A 14,195-nucleotide genomic window follows, 5' to 3' on the forward strand; every position below is an offset into this window, starting at 1 on the left:
GATTGGCATGAAGGTTAAAGGAGTTATCAGCGAAGAGCGGGTCACCCTCCCTGATATGAGGGATCAACTCTCTCGGGTTGACGCAAAGCGCCGTGAGGCAGGGCAGGAGATGTCCTATGAACTCCGCCAGAGCATTGAGCATGCCAATCACCTTTCCAAGACGACAGCGGAACAGTCCCGTGCCCTGGTGGACTCCCTTCTCTCCCTTGAGAAGATGAAACCCGACATCGCCTACCGGATCGCCAATATCATGCCCCAGTCAAGGGACGAGTTGAGGGCGATCTACGCCAAAGAGCGGTACACGCTCACCGGCGAGGAACTCGATGCTATTCTGGAGATGGTGATCACCCACCTCTGAGGGGTTTCTATGAAGGCTGAGAAAAAGGAGATCTACGCAGTAGTTGTGGATGTACTTCTTCAGGGACGTGCTGACGACCCGAAACCGGTCTTCAAGCGCGATCCTATCGTGCAGGCGGTCGGGACCGACCAGTTCAAGCTCCTTGAACTGATCCCGAAGAAGGGCACCGATATCCAGATCCATGATACGGTCTATATCGGGGACGAGGCGCGGGACAAGGTCGAGCGGGTGAAACGCCGGATCGGGTTATCCGATCTGACGAACATGGCCCGACTCGAACTCCCCTTTGCTATCGAGACGATCGTGAAGGCGAACGAGGCACGTTTCGTTACGTTCTTCAATACGGCCGTCCCGATCACGCCGAAGCTCCACATGTTCCACCTGTTGCCGGGCGTCGGAAAGAAACTGATGTGGGAACTTATTCAGGAAAGGGAGAAGAAGCCCTTTGAGAGCTTCGAAGATATCTCTCTCCGGATCAAGTCCCTGCCAGGCCCGGTGAAGCTGATCGTCGGACGGGTGCTCGAGGAGCTCGAGGACCCTGAGGTGAAGTACCGTCTCTTTACGGCAAAATGAAGGCCCGGCACGACCAGCATTTCCTCACCGACCCGCGGGCAGTCAGGCGGATCGTCGCCCTCGCTCCTGTTTCCGGACGGCGGGTGCTCGAGATCGGGCCTGGCGAGGGGGTGCTGACCGCCGAACTTCTTTCGGCCGGGGCGAGTGTCGTTGCAATCGAACTCGACGGCGCTCTGGTCGAGGATTTGTCCTCCCGTTTTGCCGTGGAGATGGCGTCTGGCCGGTTTGAACTGGTTCACGGCGACGCCGTGAAGATCCCGTATCCGTCCTTTGATATCGTCGTTGCGAATCTTCCCTATTCTGCGTCGTCCCCGATCACATTCCGCCTCCTTGACGCGGGTTTCGAGTCTGCGGTGCTGATGTACCAGCGGGAGTTTGCCGAGAGGATGGCGGCGCGGGTCGGGACGCCAGAGTGCGGGCGTCTCTCGGTGATGGTCCAGACGTACGCCGACGTGGAACTCTGCTTCAACCTCAAGCCCGGGGCTTTCTCCCCGCCGCCGCAGGTCGCTTCGACGGTGGTCCGCCTCACGCCGCACGAGCCCCCGTACTTCATCGCGGACAGGCGGGTGTATGCGGACGTGGTGCGGGAACTTTTCTCCCACCGGCGGAAGACGGTGCGGAATGGTCTTCGCGGCGGCCGTGCCGCCCTGGGTGCGGAGAACGTGGAGAGGGCGGTCAGCGAACTCCCTGAGGAGATCCTCTCGATGCGGCCGGAGGAGTTGTCCCTGATGGTGTTCGCGATGATCGCGAATCTCTGCGTGCCTGAAGAGTGAGTCGTCATCCGGGGACGGGCCCGGACTCCGGTGTCGTCCTCTGGTCCGCCTCCCTCCTCGCAGTCCCGAGGGCCTCCACGGCGGCGGGGGTGAGGAGGTACTTCGTCTTTTTTTCTTCGCGGTACGACGCGACGACCCCGTCGGCGATGAGGCGTTTCATCTGCCAGGATATGGTCGGACTTGCGGTGCCGGTCGCCGCCATCAGGTCGTGGTGCGAGAGGTCGTCGTCTCGGGAGAGGAGGTCGAGGATCACGCGGGCGTTTTCAGTGTGGAGGTAGGTGAGGAGGGCCGCCTCCATTCTGCCGTAGTCTTTGTTCCTGGCATAGTAGTACCTGGACCCGTGATAGGAGCGGCAGACGATCATACCGTGGAGGTTCAGGAGTCCGAGGTGGTAGCGTGCCGTCCCGTCATTCAGTCCTGTCTTTTCTCGAAGAGTGGAAAGGGATATTCCCGGATTGCCCCGGATCAGTTCATAGAGTTCACGTCTTTCTTTATGGTCGAGGATGGTCTGCCTGGTGACCCGGTGAAACCCGAGGCACGAGACGAGAAAGAGTGAGGAGAGGATCTCCGCCGGAAGGATGAGTGCCGGTGAGAGAAAGAGTGCCAGTTCGATGATCATCATCCTGGGAGGGAGATCAGAGAAGGAGATCTCGTCGAAGTCATGGTACTCCTGGTCGGGGATGTCATAGGCCGGGGTGACGGTGTATCCTCCAAGGGCGGCGGCGGGGGGTGCGGTCAGGATACAGGACAGGACGAGGATGGAAAAAAGGAGGCGCTTCTCCATGCGATACCGATGGGGAGGCGACGGGATAACACCATCGGTTTTGCTCCCGCCGGGTGCGGGTCATCTTCCTCCGACACCCGGTGCGTCGGCGGAGGAGTTCGCGAAGGACCGCTACGAACTGGCGCAGGCGCTGGAGACGTGGGGGAACAGGTAAGGATCAGAAAATTTTCTTTTTTTTGCGGGGTCGGACCCCTCTTGTGGGACGGCACGGGTGTGCGGGGCGTACGGTTCCCCCGACGCGTAGACGATCTGCACAGAACAGACATATATAACGACAGAGATATTCTGGGTCGTGGATGCCTGAAAAGGTGTCCCGCGAGGTGTCGAGCTGTTCGTTCTGCACACGGCGCCCGGCCCCTCGTGTACCCGGAGGCGATCGGGTTGTTGGATGTCATCAGAGATAGCCGTTGCGATCTGTTGCTCTTTCCGGGAGATGAAAAAGAGGTGTTGAACATGAAAACAGAACATGGTCTAGGCTTTGCACTGGCGACACTGCTGCTTGCAAGCCTTGTTTTCGTTCCCGCAAGTGCGAATGATGGGATTCTGTCCTCAGATCCCGTACTCTCCATCGGGATTGACAGAAGCGGCGATGATTTCCTCAACTGTTACGCATATCTCTCCGGTGAACCGAACTGGATCAGGTATGGGGGATGGGGAAGAGCATCGGGAACTGCATATCACATGGAAGTCGTGGTCAAACTGATAGACAAGAGAACTGGTCAAAAAGTACAGCAGACTGCATATAGTCTGTATAACACAAATTACGTCGAGCCACAGGAAAACCTCGCATCCCACCCTCCAAGCGGCACATACTATGCTTTTGCCACGGCGGAGACCATAAATCCTAACCATTATGCAACTTACAGAAGCAACGACCTCATCTATTGACCAACGCGAAGGTCGCTGCCCTACTTATGGACAAACACAGGAGCAGGATAAAAAAAGGAATTTACATTGGTTACTTGAACCAGATCCAAATTTACCCATTTTTCAAAATTATGGCAAATTAATGAGTATTTCCGGAGAGAGAGAAAATGAGCAAAAAAATTATAGGGATTCTTATCATAATCTGTGCAGTCCTTGCCCTTATCCTTATCGCGGTCCCCGGCCTTTCAGGTGCGGGAAACCCCATACCGCCTCCAAATCCTCCCACTACCGACATCCCGGCGACGACTCCCATCGCGAACGCGACCGGGATCACCGGAGATGAGGCGAAGGCGATCGCCATCGCCGCCTTCCCCGCGATCATCGGGGTCGACACGGCTGAATTCAGGCTCATCGACCAACCCCATTCCCGGCGCTCCTGGCAGGTCGACGACTTCAGCGCCGATCTCGGCATGCCGGGCACACGGAACGCCCAGGTCTGGGTCGACGCCAACACCGGCGAGATCTATCAGTTTGCCGTTCATGCCGGGAAACAGGGGAGACCGGTCGACCCTGCCATCACGATGGAGGAGGCATGTACGATTGCAGAGAGGTATATCGGGAACCGGAGCGACGGGGAACCTCTGGAACTGCTGGTGAAAAGATATGATGCCGAAGAGTCGCCGCTCACCGGAAAAGTTGCCGGGACGTACTTCATCAGGTACGGCCGTCTCATTCACAGCGTGCCCTCCGCTACCGATGGCCATACCGTCGAGGTCGATGCGGTCACCGGGGAGATCCGCCAGTTCAGCATTGACAGGGAGACAGACGAGGAGGCGTGCCGCGTCGCAACGGATCCGTCGGTATCGTCTGCACAGGCCGAAGAGGTACTGAAAAAATATCTTCAGGAGACCTACGGCGACCTTCCCGGCCTGACCATCCATGAAACCGGCCTCAGGTGGGCCGTCCCGCGGGCGTACCCCGACTATCCGGATGGTGTCCCGCTGATCTGGCAGATCTCTTTCGACGACGACCACTACCATTCTCTCACATGCCCGCATTACACCTACGCAGATATCGATGCCCACACCGGCGACGTGCTTTCCTGCTATTACCGGCCGGATGCGACCTGAGGGGAGATCATGGAGACGGGACGCATTCTCATCATTGCCAGGAAGGAGTTCGCCGACACCCTGCGGGGGCGGCGTTTCCTCCTCGTCCTCGGCATGTTCCTCATCATCGCCTTCATCGGCGCCCTGCAGGGCATTCAGAGTTACCATACCGCCCTTAACTCTTACTCAAAGATGCTGACCTTCGGCACCACCGGTGTCTCTCCCTTCTGGCTGGTGAAACCGACAGTTCTGGACGTCTTCTTCAGGATGGGGCAGACTGTCTCCCTCCTCGGTGCGGTGCTTGGCATCGCCGTCGGTTTCGACCTCTTCTCCCGCGAGAAGGAGGATCACTCCCTGAAGGTGCTCCTCTCCCACCCGGTGTACCGGGACGAGGTGATCACCGGCAAGGCCCTCGGCGGCGTGGCGACGCTTGCCCTTGCGACCGTGCTTGCCATGGGCATTACCCTCTCCCTTCTCCTCATCTCCAGTCATGTCCCTCTCCCCGGAGAGTGCGGAATGATCGTCATCTTCGGGGTAGCGACCCTCCTCTATCTTGCCGGGTGCTTTGCGATCGCCCTTGCCATGTCGGTCGTCGCCGATCGGAGCGGGGAGGCGCTGATGTATGCCTTCATTGTCTTCTTCCTCCTCTCCCTCGTCCTGCCCGCTGCCGGGGTCGCCGCCGCCGACGCCGTTGTCGGGGATGGACCGGAAGAACCGACCGTTGCCGACGACTCCGATATGGAAAAGTGGTACGCCTACCAGGAAGAGTGGCGGCGGCAGCATGGGATGAGGGACGCCGTCGTCCAGACTGTCCACCTCTTCTCGCCCGAGATCAACTACAACGAGATCACCCGGGCTGTCACCCAGCCAAACAAGTATCTGATCATGCACAGCCCCCCCGACGATCCCGACTATTACCGACCCGACAGCGAACCCGATTACACCGAGGTCCTCGGCCACCTCTGGAAGAACATAGTGGCACTCCTCCTCGTCCCGGCCATCTTCCTCGGTTATGCCTATATCCGCTTCCAGAGGCTTGATCTCAGGTGAGAAGAGCACTCCGGATCTTCATGGGGTTCCCCCGACGCGTAGACGATCTGCACAGAACAGACATATATAACGACAGAGATATTCTGGACCGTGGATACCCGAACAGGCGTCCCACGAGTGGCCGGGCACCTGAACCTGCATGCACGGTTGCCCGGAGACTGATCGGTTAATGGATGATATCAGGATGACCATTGCAGTCCGCGGCCTTCCGGGGAGATGCAGAAAGAGGTGTGAAGATGAAAAAAGACTATGGCTTTGTGCTGGCGGCACTGCTGCTTGCAGCCACGAGTATATCGGTGAGTGCCGTGCCCGGAGACCCGGACGGGATCGGGGTTCTGCCCGCAATACCTGTGGGGAATATATCCACGGACGGCGACGGCGATACGGCAGGCGTGTCCGTTGTGGGACCTCTTACCGCTCCGGCAGGACAGAACACCTTCACGGCGACGTACACCCATGCCAGCGACAGGAAATATGACGGGCAGGGGGCAATCTTCCGCCTGACAGTCTATGATGCGCATGGCGTGGCGCACACGACCGAGAAAAAGGTCGACTCCGCGGCCAGCGGTGAAATCAGTGTGACTTTCAATTCGCAGGGCGGCGGCGATGCTCAGTATGAACTGTGGTGCGAGACGCACGACCTCTTCGATAGGGAGACGGCATCGGCCCTTGACTACACCGATCTCGACTATGTCTGAAGGGTGATCTGTGTGAATGGCAAAATACTGTGCAGCATTGTCCTGGTCCTCGTCCTTGCCGGTGCCCTGGCATATGCGATGTCGTACGCCAGGGAGGACGTTATCGTGGATACTTTCGAGTCCGGCGGCAGGGTCGTCTTTCATGACAACGACTCCCATGGTACCTTCCACCTCGGTGTGGCTTCTGCCGACTTCGATAAAAACGCAGTCTCTTCGAGTTCTCTCTCTTCAATCGAGACGGGAACGGGAACGAGCACCTTCACCGCCACATGGAGAAATGAAATGGAAAATGAACTTGGCGGTGTGAAGACGGCCGTCTTCACCCTGACTGTCTGGGACCCCGTGGGGGTGCCGCACAGCACTACCCGGGAGTCGCAAGGTGTCTCTTCCGGGACGCTGAGCGTCTCCTGCTCTCCGCATGGGTCCGGAGAGGGCCGGTTTCTGCTCACGTCGACTATCTCTGAGAGCAGGCTGAACGTTTCGACTCCCCTCTTCACATGAAAGTTGCTGTGCGTCGGGTGCGGCAGTTCTGGACCGCGTCCCTTCCGGGGATGTGCATGAATGAGGTGAAAAAAATCATGGAATGGAAAAAAGTAATCGGGCCGGGTGGTGCTGCCCTTGTCGGCCTCCTCTTGGTCTGCATGGCGGCAGTGCCGGCCGGTGTGGAGGAGGGGCCGGTGGCCGAGGGGTGACCGATACGACTATTAGAGGTATTGATGCAATTATTTAACATTCGAATGGATGAAGATGGTTCATCACACCATTGGAAGATGAAATACTGAAAATAATTCAAGGATGAGATAAAAAGCGTCGCAGAGCCCCGGCGCGCCATCAATATGATAAAAATATCCGAAATGAGAGGGATATAACCTGGCAGCAAGAGGGGAGAGGGTCTTTTAAAATCCACAGGGATAAGTCGGAGGAGACCCAACCCGAGAGGCAAGAATGGAGTACCAGCACGATCAGGTCTACGAACCTGCGGAGGACACGTTTCTCCTCCGCGACGCCGCCCTCGCGGAGGTGCGGCCCGACGACCGCGTCCTCGAAGTCGGGTGCGGGAGCGGCGCGGTTTCGACGTCCCTCCTCGACCGGGCAGCAAGCGTCGTCGCCACCGACATCAACCCCCACGCCGTCGGGGCGGGGTGGGAGAGGGGCGTCGAGACAGTCCGGACCGACCTGATGGCAGGTCTCCGCGGCCCTTTCGATCTCGTCCTCTTCAACCCGCCGTACCTCCCGACGCAGCCGGAGGAGAGGATCGATGACTGGCTCGAATACGCACTGGACGGCGGCCCGACAGGGAGGGCGACGATCGAGCGCTTTGCCGCCGACGTCGGGCGGGTGCTTGCACCCTTCGGCCGCGTCCTCCTCCTCGTCTCCTCCCTCACCGATCCCGACGAGGTGCGGAAACTCTTCGCCTGCCTTGGCTATATCGTGCTCCTCGCCGCGGAGGAGAAGGCGGAGGACGAAGACCTCCTCGTGCTCCGGATCAGCCGCGACCTCTGCCGTCTCACACGGTGACGGCGTCTATTCCTGCGTGATCGGTCCTGAAGCACCCGGGCGGAACCGATATCTCGAACCTTGCCCCCTGTCCCGGCGTCCCGATCTCCCTGATCGTCATGCCGGTGATCCCGAGGATCTCCCTCACCATAAAGAGGCCGAGGCCCGTGTGCTTCCCGACACCACGCCTGAAGATGATCTCCTTCTCCTCATCGGGAACGCCGATGCCATTGTCCTCCACGACGATGACCAGTCCATCGCTGGCGATCGTGCACGATATCCTGAACTCGGTTGCCGTCGCACTGTAGGCGACGGCATTGTGCGCCAGGTTGAAGAGGGTCCGCTCGATGAGGGGGTCGGCGTAGATCGTCACGCCGGTGCAGGATATACCGGTCCGCATGCCGTTCTGCCCGGCATAGACAAGTGCCGACTGCGCCGCAGCCACAAGATCGAACCACTGCGGACTTCCTCTTCCGAGAGAAGAATAGTCTCGGGCGAATTCAAGCTGGTGACGTACATTCTCCGCCGCGGCGCGCGACTTCCCGAGATCCCCTCTGATCTCAGCAATATCCTCCGATTCGATAGCGAGGTCCATATATCCGGTGACCGCCGTGAGTTGATTGAGGATGTCGTGACGGGTGATATCCGCGAGAAGACCTAGTTTTTCATTGACCTTTTTCAACGCCGCTTTTTCGTGCAACAGGTCGGTGACGTCGTGAAGGACGACAAGATACCCTGCCATATTGCGTGAAGTCTCCTTCATCCTCTGGCACCGACTGATGAAGACCCTGGCCTGGCCGATGACCGTCATCTCCACCTCGGCCTCGCTCCTCCCGGCCTCTTCGGTGCACCCGGCAACAACCGACTTCAGAGAGGGAAAGACCCGATCGAAAGGCATCCCTATCGCAGCCTCTTCGGGAAGACCGGCGATCACAGCGGCAGAGGAGTTGACATCGACGATCCGCCCGGAGTCATCGAGCACGATCATGCTGTCGGTCATGACCCCGGGCAGAAGGGAACGCGCCACAGGCGTGACGGAAAAGAATTGGTACCTGATCGTCGCCGCCTCCAGGGTCAGACCGGTGACGAGAAAACCCACCGGTGTCAGGTCAAGTCCGGGGACAGGGCCGGTCTTCAGGACGTAGAGAACATCGGCGATGAGCGGCACGATGCAGGCGATGAGAAGGAGACCGATCTGGCTCCTGTAGGCTGCCGGGGCATCAAGCAGATGCGTGATCAGGAGGACGAGTGCAGCGAGGATCAGGAGTGCGGCGATGATCCAGTATATCCAGAAGAGGGGGCCGTAATGGAACAGCCAGATCACGGCGCCGCCGTCGATAGAGGACGTGAACCCGGTGTAGTACAGATGATGAAGGTCATTGGAGAGCACCGCGATGATGGTGAGTGCCGGGAAGAGCGCAAGAAGGAGGACGCGACTCCTGGTAAGCAGATGTTCCCGCCCTGTATAGGAGAGGGCGAACGCGAGGAATGCCGGGGGAACGACCGCAATGCCGAAATATTCAATATCGGTAAAGAGGAGGTTCGATTCCAGGTCGGCAGCAGAGAGTTCCAGGGCATAGGCGGCGCTCCAGAGTGTGGCGGCGGAAAGAAAGATCGTCAGCGCCTTTCCGCCGGGCGACTGCCGATTTTTCCATGCGATGACCGACAGGACCGCCGTCAGAGCTGCCGATATGAGAAGGAGGGGAGGCAGAGGAGAGTATTGCCATATCATGCACAGATCACTGCTCGCATCAAAGGCTTCATCGCGTCGGGATAGATACCCTCTCGTTCTCACTCATTGCCCGATGCGTCTCGTTATCTCCCCGGAGAAAACACGGGCCCGGTCATGTCACGCCAGGCCGTGTTCTCTGAAGCACGCGGTATAATGTGTGTCGCTCCCCCTGATGTGGCCTGCAACCCAGTCACGCAGGAACGTCATCACCTCGATGGAGAGGCCGAGTTTTTCAGCGGCATATGCCTCCTGAAAAGTAGCAATCTTTGTGACGAAGGCGACGTGCTCCTTCTTGTGGGGGGCATAGGCGGGATACCCGAACTTCTGCATGTACTCTTCTTCGGCGGTGAAGTGGTACTGCGTGTACGCCGCAAGTTCTCCGAGGATCTTTTCGAGGACGTCCTTCCCCTGCCCCGAGCGCATGGCGTCGTGGAGTGTGTTGATCTGGGCGACGAGTTTCTTGTGCTGTTCGTCGATCTCGGAGACACCGACCGAGAGGTCGTCTGACCAGTTCATGTATGCCATAGAATATTGTTCGCATTTGTACTAATTATGTCGTCCGGTCAGGGGGGTTCTGGCGGACTTCTCCGGGCGTCGTTGTCCCATTTCCCGGGACACGGTTGCCCCGGGTCCTGATAGGGCGTTCCATCAAAAAAAAGGATAATGTCGGTCGAGACCGGCTCACGGATACCAGTCTCAGAGGGCGATGTATGAATGTTTCCAGATGTATGATCATAGTGCAGAAGGAGTTTCCCGACCACCTCACCAGCAAACGCTTCTTTGTCATCCTGGCACTCTTCCTGATCATCTCGGTCATCGGGATCTCCCTGGGTATCGGAGAGTACGACAGAGACCTTGCAGCGTACCAGGAAAAGATAGCGGCTGTCGAAAGCAGCGGAGTAACCGGGTGGATGCCCGACAGACCTTCTGTGCTCTCCGTATATTCCTCCATCTCAGACCAGAGCATCATTATCGAGGCGGTCCTTGCGATCGTGGCGGGTTTCGACCTGGTCTCAAAAGAGAAAGAGATGAAGACACTCAAGACCCTCCTCTCCCACCCGATCTACCGTGACGAGGTGATCAACGGCAAGGCGATCGGCGGGGGAGCGGCAATTGTCCTCGCAATCGGTCTGGCCCTCCTTGTCTCCCTTGCAATGCTCCTCATCGCCGGCATCATTCCGACCGTCGACGAGTTCTCCGCCATCGCCACCTTCGGGGCGGTCTCGATCCTCTTCCTCCTCATCTATTTCTCCCTCGCCCTCACCCTCTCCACTCTTGCACGGGACAGCGGGAGCGCGCTCATCGCCACCCTCGTCGTCTTCATCATCCTCTCATCCCTCCTGCCTCTCGCAGGCGAGATCGCCATCGACACATGGGCGGGTGAGCGACCAGATCCGCCGTACGTGCAGAAGATCATAATGTCTGAAAGCGGGGCCATGATCCCGGTCGATACGGATGAACAGGACCCTCAGGGAGAGAAAGAGGCGATGAAGACGTACGAGGCCGAAGCAAAGGTATACTATGAGAAGAAAGCGGCCGTCACCGCCATCGTCGAGGCGGCTTCCCCGCAGACCAATTATAAAAAGATCACGGAGGCGGTCATCGATCCCTATCGCGTCGTAAAGATGCAGAACAGTCCGCAGGGCCCGTTCGGAATAGTTGTCACCGACCCGGACGCCACGCCGCCGCACTTCACGGATGTCCTCGCAGGCCTCTGGGGGAACATCGCCCTGCTCCTCGCCCTTCCGGGCGTGCTCTTCCTCACCGCCTACCTCTGTTTCATGAGGATGGATGTGCGGTGAGACTCCGGAACAGGCACTGACATGCCCCCTCCCTGCCCCTCTCAGACGATATATTCCAGCAGGATAAGGGCGAGGAAGAAGATGGCGGCGATTTTTACGCCGTCATAGAAAGAGTACCGCATCTGTGTCCGGTTTATCTCATCCTCATCGGGCGGCGGCGGGAGTTCCTCCTCCGACTCGACGACAAAAGACCCGGTGTACCCACACCTCTTGCACCTGTACATCGTCCCGGCATAGCCGCCGAGCACCTCATAGAGGTCGATGCTCCCACACTTCGGACACCTGAGCATGGGGGAAACTCTCGCTACAAGATTGTATAAAACTATAGAAGGGCGAGCTCTGGAAAGACCCTCCAGATCGATCCCCTTTTCCTATTCACTCAGATCTTTCCTGATATGAGTAAGAATAAATGGACGAGTTCTGGATTTTTTTGTCTTTGAGGATCCTGTTGGGACAGGTGGAGAGAGGAAAAGGCCGTTCCAGATCATAGTGCAGGAAGGATCTGAGAACCCTCCCGCACCATAACCCTAGAATCTATACAAAATAGGCTTTTTTGAGGAATTCACCAGAATGTGCATCGATCCATGCCGATCCGGGTTCGGCTTCATTTTCCTGGAGATACGAATCATTGAAACGTATCCACCACGTCAACCTGATATCATGACAATCATTCGTCCCTGTTAGATAATCCATATCAACCCAGACAAGTCTTGAGGAGATGACCGTGATATCGGTAGAATATTTCTCCTTCATCAGGTCCCGTACAATCTGTTGCGCCTGGCTGTCCTGTATGCCGGGCATCGCAGTGACTGCGATCTTTTCTTCAGGCATCGTCCAGGTCTTCTGATAACTCATGACGTCGCCGGTTTCAGGATTGACGCCCACACGCACACCATCCGAAAGACAGGGAATTCCTTTGATGATCCTCCAGAAGTGAACAGAATATTTTCCAGCCAAATCTTTTGCACGAGGAGGCCTGTATTCAACCTCATCAAAGAGGAGTTCACCTTTGATATTCTGGGTCTTGATATAATCATCGGCAATTTGCTTTGCCTCATCAACCGTGATCTCTTCTCTCGTCACGGTCTTTTTATCTGCTTTTCCATAATAGAAATCAAGTTCTCCAGTTTTAGGATCAATCCCTACAAGTAGATTGTCACCCTCTCCGGTAATGACACTGAATTGCCAGATCTTCCCATAAACGTGATCCTGGATGAGCCCCCCAGTTACTTTTCTAATCGTTATATCTGGAATGCTCATCTCTGCACTCTTTATTGCATCCTCCTTAGTGATGGAAACCGCTTCATCGACAGGGTCCAGGTATAATGGTGTTTTTGGTGTTATCTCCGCTCCTACCCTATCAGGTGATGCAGATGAGAGTACAGGTACGGCCACTATAACCATACAAACGATAATAACTGCAATTATGATTTTACGCATCATTTCACCTCACCAATTCGAGGGGGCCAAACAAAGATTCGTATCCCCAATAATTTCATAATTCTCAGTACCACCCGGAGAACCAAGTTCATTTTCAACTCTACCTAACGCATATTCAGCAGCATTTGATATTGGGATATCAAGATATTTCGCTCTCCCAAAGAATTCAGAACAGAACTTAGCAGTAAATATGGTCTGAACTGAATCTGAATAACCAAGATACGCGTTAAATCCCTTATCCACAAAGGCATCGCCAAGATCTGAATATTTTGCAGAATTACACGCACCAGCAAAGATAAAGTAGCCGCCAGAGTCCAAATAGGAATCTACGTCAGATGCACTCAGATAACTGCTATCTCCGAAAGTCAGATGGGAACTGGAACCAGATGTACCTCCATGGGACTGAACCGCAACGATGTTTGTACTGGACGACAAACCATTAATATGGCCAATAAAATCCTGATCTGTGCTAGAATAGGAGTAATCGGATACACCCTGCACCCAGAATATATTGTAAATAGAACTTTTTGTTTCATCCATTCTGGCATTGATGTAATTTGTTAGGGCCGGTTCTGTCGGATCCTGATATGCTCGTGTTCGATCAACAAGGCAATCATTGTATGCACTCACGCAGGGTATTACAAAGATACACAGTAGTACCAGGATCATACCGAGAGCATATGCTCTCCTGTTTTTTTGCGCCATGATATCACCTATTTATCCGAAGATGGGTGCGACCCAAAGGAAAGGGCAACCTTTTCTGTCCTCAGGCCTGGTGCGAGCCTGGATCTCTGAGATTGGGGAGGAGAAACTCGCACACAAGGATACATAGGGGGAGACACACATAAACCCACGGAAAACCTTCGGAAATTTCCGAAAGAAGAATCGAGGCTCGACACCAGTCACGCCGAAATTTTCCCTCTCCTGCGACAGAAGGCCAGGTAGCCCAGGAGCCCCCCTATTGCGAGAAGAGCGATCCCGACGATGAGAGGAGATAGGTTCGCGTCTCCATCCTGATACCAGCCGAGGTCCTTCGGCCCCAGGAGGTCATACAGGTACAGAGCGATTGTACTCAGTCCGGCAAAAACCGTGAGGGCCGCAGTTGCGAGGACGACGAGCACCTTCACCTGCTTGTTGGGATGGAGGATCGCCTTCCCGTCTGGAGTAAGCGCGTAATACACCCACCTGTGCCCGTCGTTCTCAGAGACCACAAAGCCCGCTTCCACAAGATGAGTCATCTGCTCATGCACGGTCGAGAGGGCGAGATCACATTCTCCGGCAACCTCACTGAGACTCAGCCGGCGCCGGTCAAGGGCCTTGAGGATCGCCACCCGAGTCTGAGAAGCGAGCACTTTGCATCGGTTCCGGTCCAGGACGAGCGTTTCTTCGGGCATTCAGAGGAGGTACTCCCGGATATCCATAAAGATTTTTATCTCTGTTCTTTTCCGATCCTTGCACCGGCCGCCGCCGACCCCAAATAACTTAACTGCGAAAAACTCCTTATTTTGGTGA

The 14,195-nt window shown here is 56.4% G+C and carries 18 protein-coding genes; 11 read left to right on the top strand and 7 right to left on the bottom strand.

The annotated features are described in order from the left end of the window. Positions 1 to 7: 7 nt before the first annotated feature. The 3 genes from MEFOE_RS05580 to rsmA are packed head-to-tail and all read left to right on the top strand — an operon-like array spanning position 8 to position 1,704. Positions 8 to 358, top strand: a complete 351-nt coding sequence (locus tag MEFOE_RS05580) for an RNA polymerase Rpb4 family protein (RefSeq protein ID WP_067053033.1) — start codon at positions 8 to 10, stop codon at positions 356 to 358. Between the two features lie 9 nt (positions 359 to 367). After that, positions 368 to 931 carry a DUF655 domain-containing protein gene (locus MEFOE_RS05585; RefSeq protein WP_067049470.1) on the top strand — a complete coding sequence of 188 codons (564 nt, stop codon included), beginning with the start codon at positions 368 to 370 and terminating at the stop codon, positions 929 to 931. Further along, the gene (gene rsmA, locus MEFOE_RS05590) at positions 928 to 1,704 is read left to right on the top strand and encodes a 16S rRNA (adenine(1518)-N(6)/adenine(1519)-N(6))-dimethyltransferase RsmA (protein WP_067049473.1); all 777 of its coding nucleotides are present in this window, start codon (positions 928 to 930) and stop codon (positions 1,702 to 1,704) included. The genes MEFOE_RS05585 and rsmA overlap by 4 nt, the downstream gene beginning before the upstream one ends. Before the next feature lie 4 nt (positions 1,705 to 1,708). Here rsmA and MEFOE_RS05595 read toward each other — a convergent pair whose 3' ends face one another. Next, positions 1,709 to 2,488, bottom strand: coding sequence for a winged helix-turn-helix transcriptional regulator (locus MEFOE_RS05595; RefSeq protein WP_067049482.1), 780 nt, complete (start codon positions 2,486 to 2,488; stop codon positions 1,709 to 1,711). Between MEFOE_RS05595 and MEFOE_RS13970 the strand changes: the two genes are divergently transcribed. The 7 genes from MEFOE_RS13970 (at position 2,487) to MEFOE_RS05625 (ending at position 7,730) form a co-directional block, all read left to right on the top strand. Further along, entirely contained in the window at positions 2,487 to 2,642 is a 156-nt protein-coding gene (locus MEFOE_RS13970; protein ID WP_160329495.1) for a hypothetical protein, read from the top strand. The genes MEFOE_RS05595 and MEFOE_RS13970 overlap by 2 nt on opposite strands. A gap of 206 nt (positions 2,643 to 2,848) precedes the next feature. Continuing rightward, positions 2,849 to 3,376, top strand: coding sequence for a hypothetical protein (locus tag MEFOE_RS05600; RefSeq protein WP_067049485.1), 528 nt, complete (start codon positions 2,849 to 2,851; stop codon positions 3,374 to 3,376). A gap of 146 nt (positions 3,377 to 3,522) precedes the next feature. Then, on the top strand, positions 3,523 to 4,485 hold the full coding sequence (locus tag MEFOE_RS05605; protein WP_067049488.1) for a PepSY domain-containing protein: 963 nt from the start codon (positions 3,523 to 3,525) through the stop codon (positions 4,483 to 4,485). Between the two features lie 9 nt (positions 4,486 to 4,494). Continuing rightward, positions 4,495 to 5,514: an ABC transporter permease gene (locus MEFOE_RS05610; RefSeq protein WP_067049490.1), complete on the top strand. Its 1,020-nt coding sequence runs from the start codon at positions 4,495 to 4,497 to the stop codon at positions 5,512 to 5,514. A gap of 236 nt (positions 5,515 to 5,750) precedes the next feature. After that, positions 5,751 to 6,212 carry a hypothetical protein gene (locus MEFOE_RS05615; protein WP_153015881.1) on the top strand — a complete coding sequence of 154 codons (462 nt, stop codon included), beginning with the start codon at positions 5,751 to 5,753 and terminating at the stop codon, positions 6,210 to 6,212. A 12-nt stretch (positions 6,213 to 6,224) separates the two neighbouring features. Then, positions 6,225 to 6,713 carry a hypothetical protein gene (locus MEFOE_RS05620; RefSeq protein WP_067053036.1) on the top strand — a complete coding sequence of 163 codons (489 nt, stop codon included), beginning with the start codon at positions 6,225 to 6,227 and terminating at the stop codon, positions 6,711 to 6,713. Positions 6,714 to 7,157: 444 nt separating this feature from the next. Then, positions 7,158 to 7,730, top strand: coding sequence for a HemK2/MTQ2 family protein methyltransferase (locus MEFOE_RS05625; protein ID WP_067049495.1), 573 nt, complete (start codon positions 7,158 to 7,160; stop codon positions 7,728 to 7,730). Here the strand turns inward: MEFOE_RS05625 and MEFOE_RS05630 are convergent. Then, the gene (locus MEFOE_RS05630) at positions 7,720 to 9,441 is read right to left on the bottom strand and encodes a histidine kinase N-terminal 7TM domain-containing protein (protein ID WP_067049498.1); all 1,722 of its coding nucleotides are present in this window, start codon (positions 9,439 to 9,441) and stop codon (positions 7,720 to 7,722) included. The two genes, MEFOE_RS05625 and MEFOE_RS05630, sit on opposite strands and share 11 nt — an antisense overlap. 117 nt (positions 9,442 to 9,558) lie before the next feature. Beyond that, the gene (locus tag MEFOE_RS05635; RefSeq protein WP_235809572.1) at positions 9,559 to 9,957 is read right to left on the bottom strand and encodes a bacteriohemerythrin; all 399 of its coding nucleotides are present in this window, start codon (positions 9,955 to 9,957) and stop codon (positions 9,559 to 9,561) included. Positions 9,958 to 10,169: 212 nt separating this feature from the next. Between MEFOE_RS05635 and MEFOE_RS05640 the strand changes: the two genes are divergently transcribed. After that, on the top strand, positions 10,170 to 11,243 hold the full coding sequence (locus MEFOE_RS05640) for an ABC transporter permease (protein WP_067049504.1): 1,074 nt from the start codon (positions 10,170 to 10,172) through the stop codon (positions 11,241 to 11,243). Between the two features lie 41 nt (positions 11,244 to 11,284). Here the strand turns inward: MEFOE_RS05640 and MEFOE_RS05645 are convergent, their stop codons facing one another. From MEFOE_RS05645 to MEFOE_RS05655, 4 genes are all read right to left on the bottom strand, one after another. Further along, positions 11,285 to 11,533: a hypothetical protein gene (locus MEFOE_RS05645; protein WP_067049507.1), complete on the bottom strand. Its 249-nt coding sequence runs from the start codon at positions 11,531 to 11,533 to the stop codon at positions 11,285 to 11,287. 244 nt (positions 11,534 to 11,777) lie between these two features. Next, entirely contained in the window at positions 11,778 to 12,686 is a 909-nt protein-coding gene (locus tag MEFOE_RS05650; protein WP_067049510.1) for a YcdB/YcdC domain-containing protein, read from the bottom strand. A 6-nt stretch (positions 12,687 to 12,692) separates the two neighbouring features. Then, positions 12,693 to 13,388: a hypothetical protein gene (locus MEFOE_RS13685; RefSeq protein ID WP_153015882.1), complete on the bottom strand. Its 696-nt coding sequence runs from the start codon at positions 13,386 to 13,388 to the stop codon at positions 12,693 to 12,695. Between the two features lie 197 nt (positions 13,389 to 13,585). After that, a complete protein-coding gene (locus tag MEFOE_RS05655) occupies positions 13,586 to 14,077 on the bottom strand; it encodes an ArsR/SmtB family transcription factor (protein ID WP_067049513.1) in 492 nt (163 codons plus the stop codon). Positions 14,078 to 14,195: the final 118 nt, after the last annotated feature.

This window comes from Methanofollis ethanolicus (assembly GCF_001571385.1).
Classification (GTDB): Archaea; Halobacteriota; Methanomicrobia; order Methanomicrobiales; family Methanofollaceae; genus Methanofollis; species Methanofollis ethanolicus.

What these genes read in the sequence shown, in the direction of transcription:
- MEFOE_RS05580 (WP_067053033.1), top strand. Translation starts at nt 8, where the DNA reads ATGAAGGTTAAAGGAGTTATCAGCGAAGAGCGGGTCACCCTCCCTGAT.
- MEFOE_RS05585 (WP_067049470.1), top strand. Translation starts at nt 368, where the DNA reads ATGAAGGCTGAGAAAAAGGAGATCTACGCAGTAGTTGTGGATGTACTT.
- rsmA (WP_067049473.1), top strand. Translation starts at nt 928, where the DNA reads ATGAAGGCCCGGCACGACCAGCATTTCCTCACCGACCCGCGGGCAGTC.
- MEFOE_RS13970 (WP_160329495.1), top strand. Translation starts at nt 2,487, where the DNA reads ATGCGATACCGATGGGGAGGCGACGGGATAACACCATCGGTTTTGCTC.
- MEFOE_RS05595 (WP_067049482.1), bottom strand. Translation starts at nt 2,488, where the DNA reads ATGGAGAAGCGCCTCCTTTTTTCCATCCTCGTCCTGTCCTGTATCCTG.
- MEFOE_RS05605 (WP_067049488.1), top strand. Translation starts at nt 3,523, where the DNA reads ATGAGCAAAAAAATTATAGGGATTCTTATCATAATCTGTGCAGTCCTT.
- MEFOE_RS05610 (WP_067049490.1), top strand. Translation starts at nt 4,495, where the DNA reads ATGGAGACGGGACGCATTCTCATCATTGCCAGGAAGGAGTTCGCCGAC.
- MEFOE_RS05615 (WP_153015881.1), top strand. Translation starts at nt 5,751, where the DNA reads ATGAAAAAAGACTATGGCTTTGTGCTGGCGGCACTGCTGCTTGCAGCC.
- MEFOE_RS05625 (WP_067049495.1), top strand. Translation starts at nt 7,158, where the DNA reads ATGGAGTACCAGCACGATCAGGTCTACGAACCTGCGGAGGACACGTTT.
- MEFOE_RS05630 (WP_067049498.1), bottom strand. Translation starts at nt 9,441, where the DNA reads ATGATATGGCAATACTCTCCTCTGCCTCCCCTCCTTCTCATATCGGCA.
- MEFOE_RS05635 (WP_235809572.1), bottom strand. Translation starts at nt 9,957, where the DNA reads ATGAACTGGTCAGACGACCTCTCGGTCGGTGTCTCCGAGATCGACGAA.
- MEFOE_RS05640 (WP_067049504.1), top strand. Translation starts at nt 10,170, where the DNA reads ATGATCATAGTGCAGAAGGAGTTTCCCGACCACCTCACCAGCAAACGC.
- MEFOE_RS05645 (WP_067049507.1), bottom strand. Translation starts at nt 11,533, where the DNA reads ATGCTCAGGTGTCCGAAGTGTGGGAGCATCGACCTCTATGAGGTGCTC.
- MEFOE_RS05650 (WP_067049510.1), bottom strand. Translation starts at nt 12,686, where the DNA reads ATGATGCGTAAAATCATAATTGCAGTTATTATCGTTTGTATGGTTATA.
- MEFOE_RS13685 (WP_153015882.1), bottom strand. Translation starts at nt 13,388, where the DNA reads ATGGCGCAAAAAAACAGGAGAGCATATGCTCTCGGTATGATCCTGGTA.
- MEFOE_RS05655 (WP_067049513.1), bottom strand. Translation starts at nt 14,077, where the DNA reads ATGCCCGAAGAAACGCTCGTCCTGGACCGGAACCGATGCAAAGTGCTC.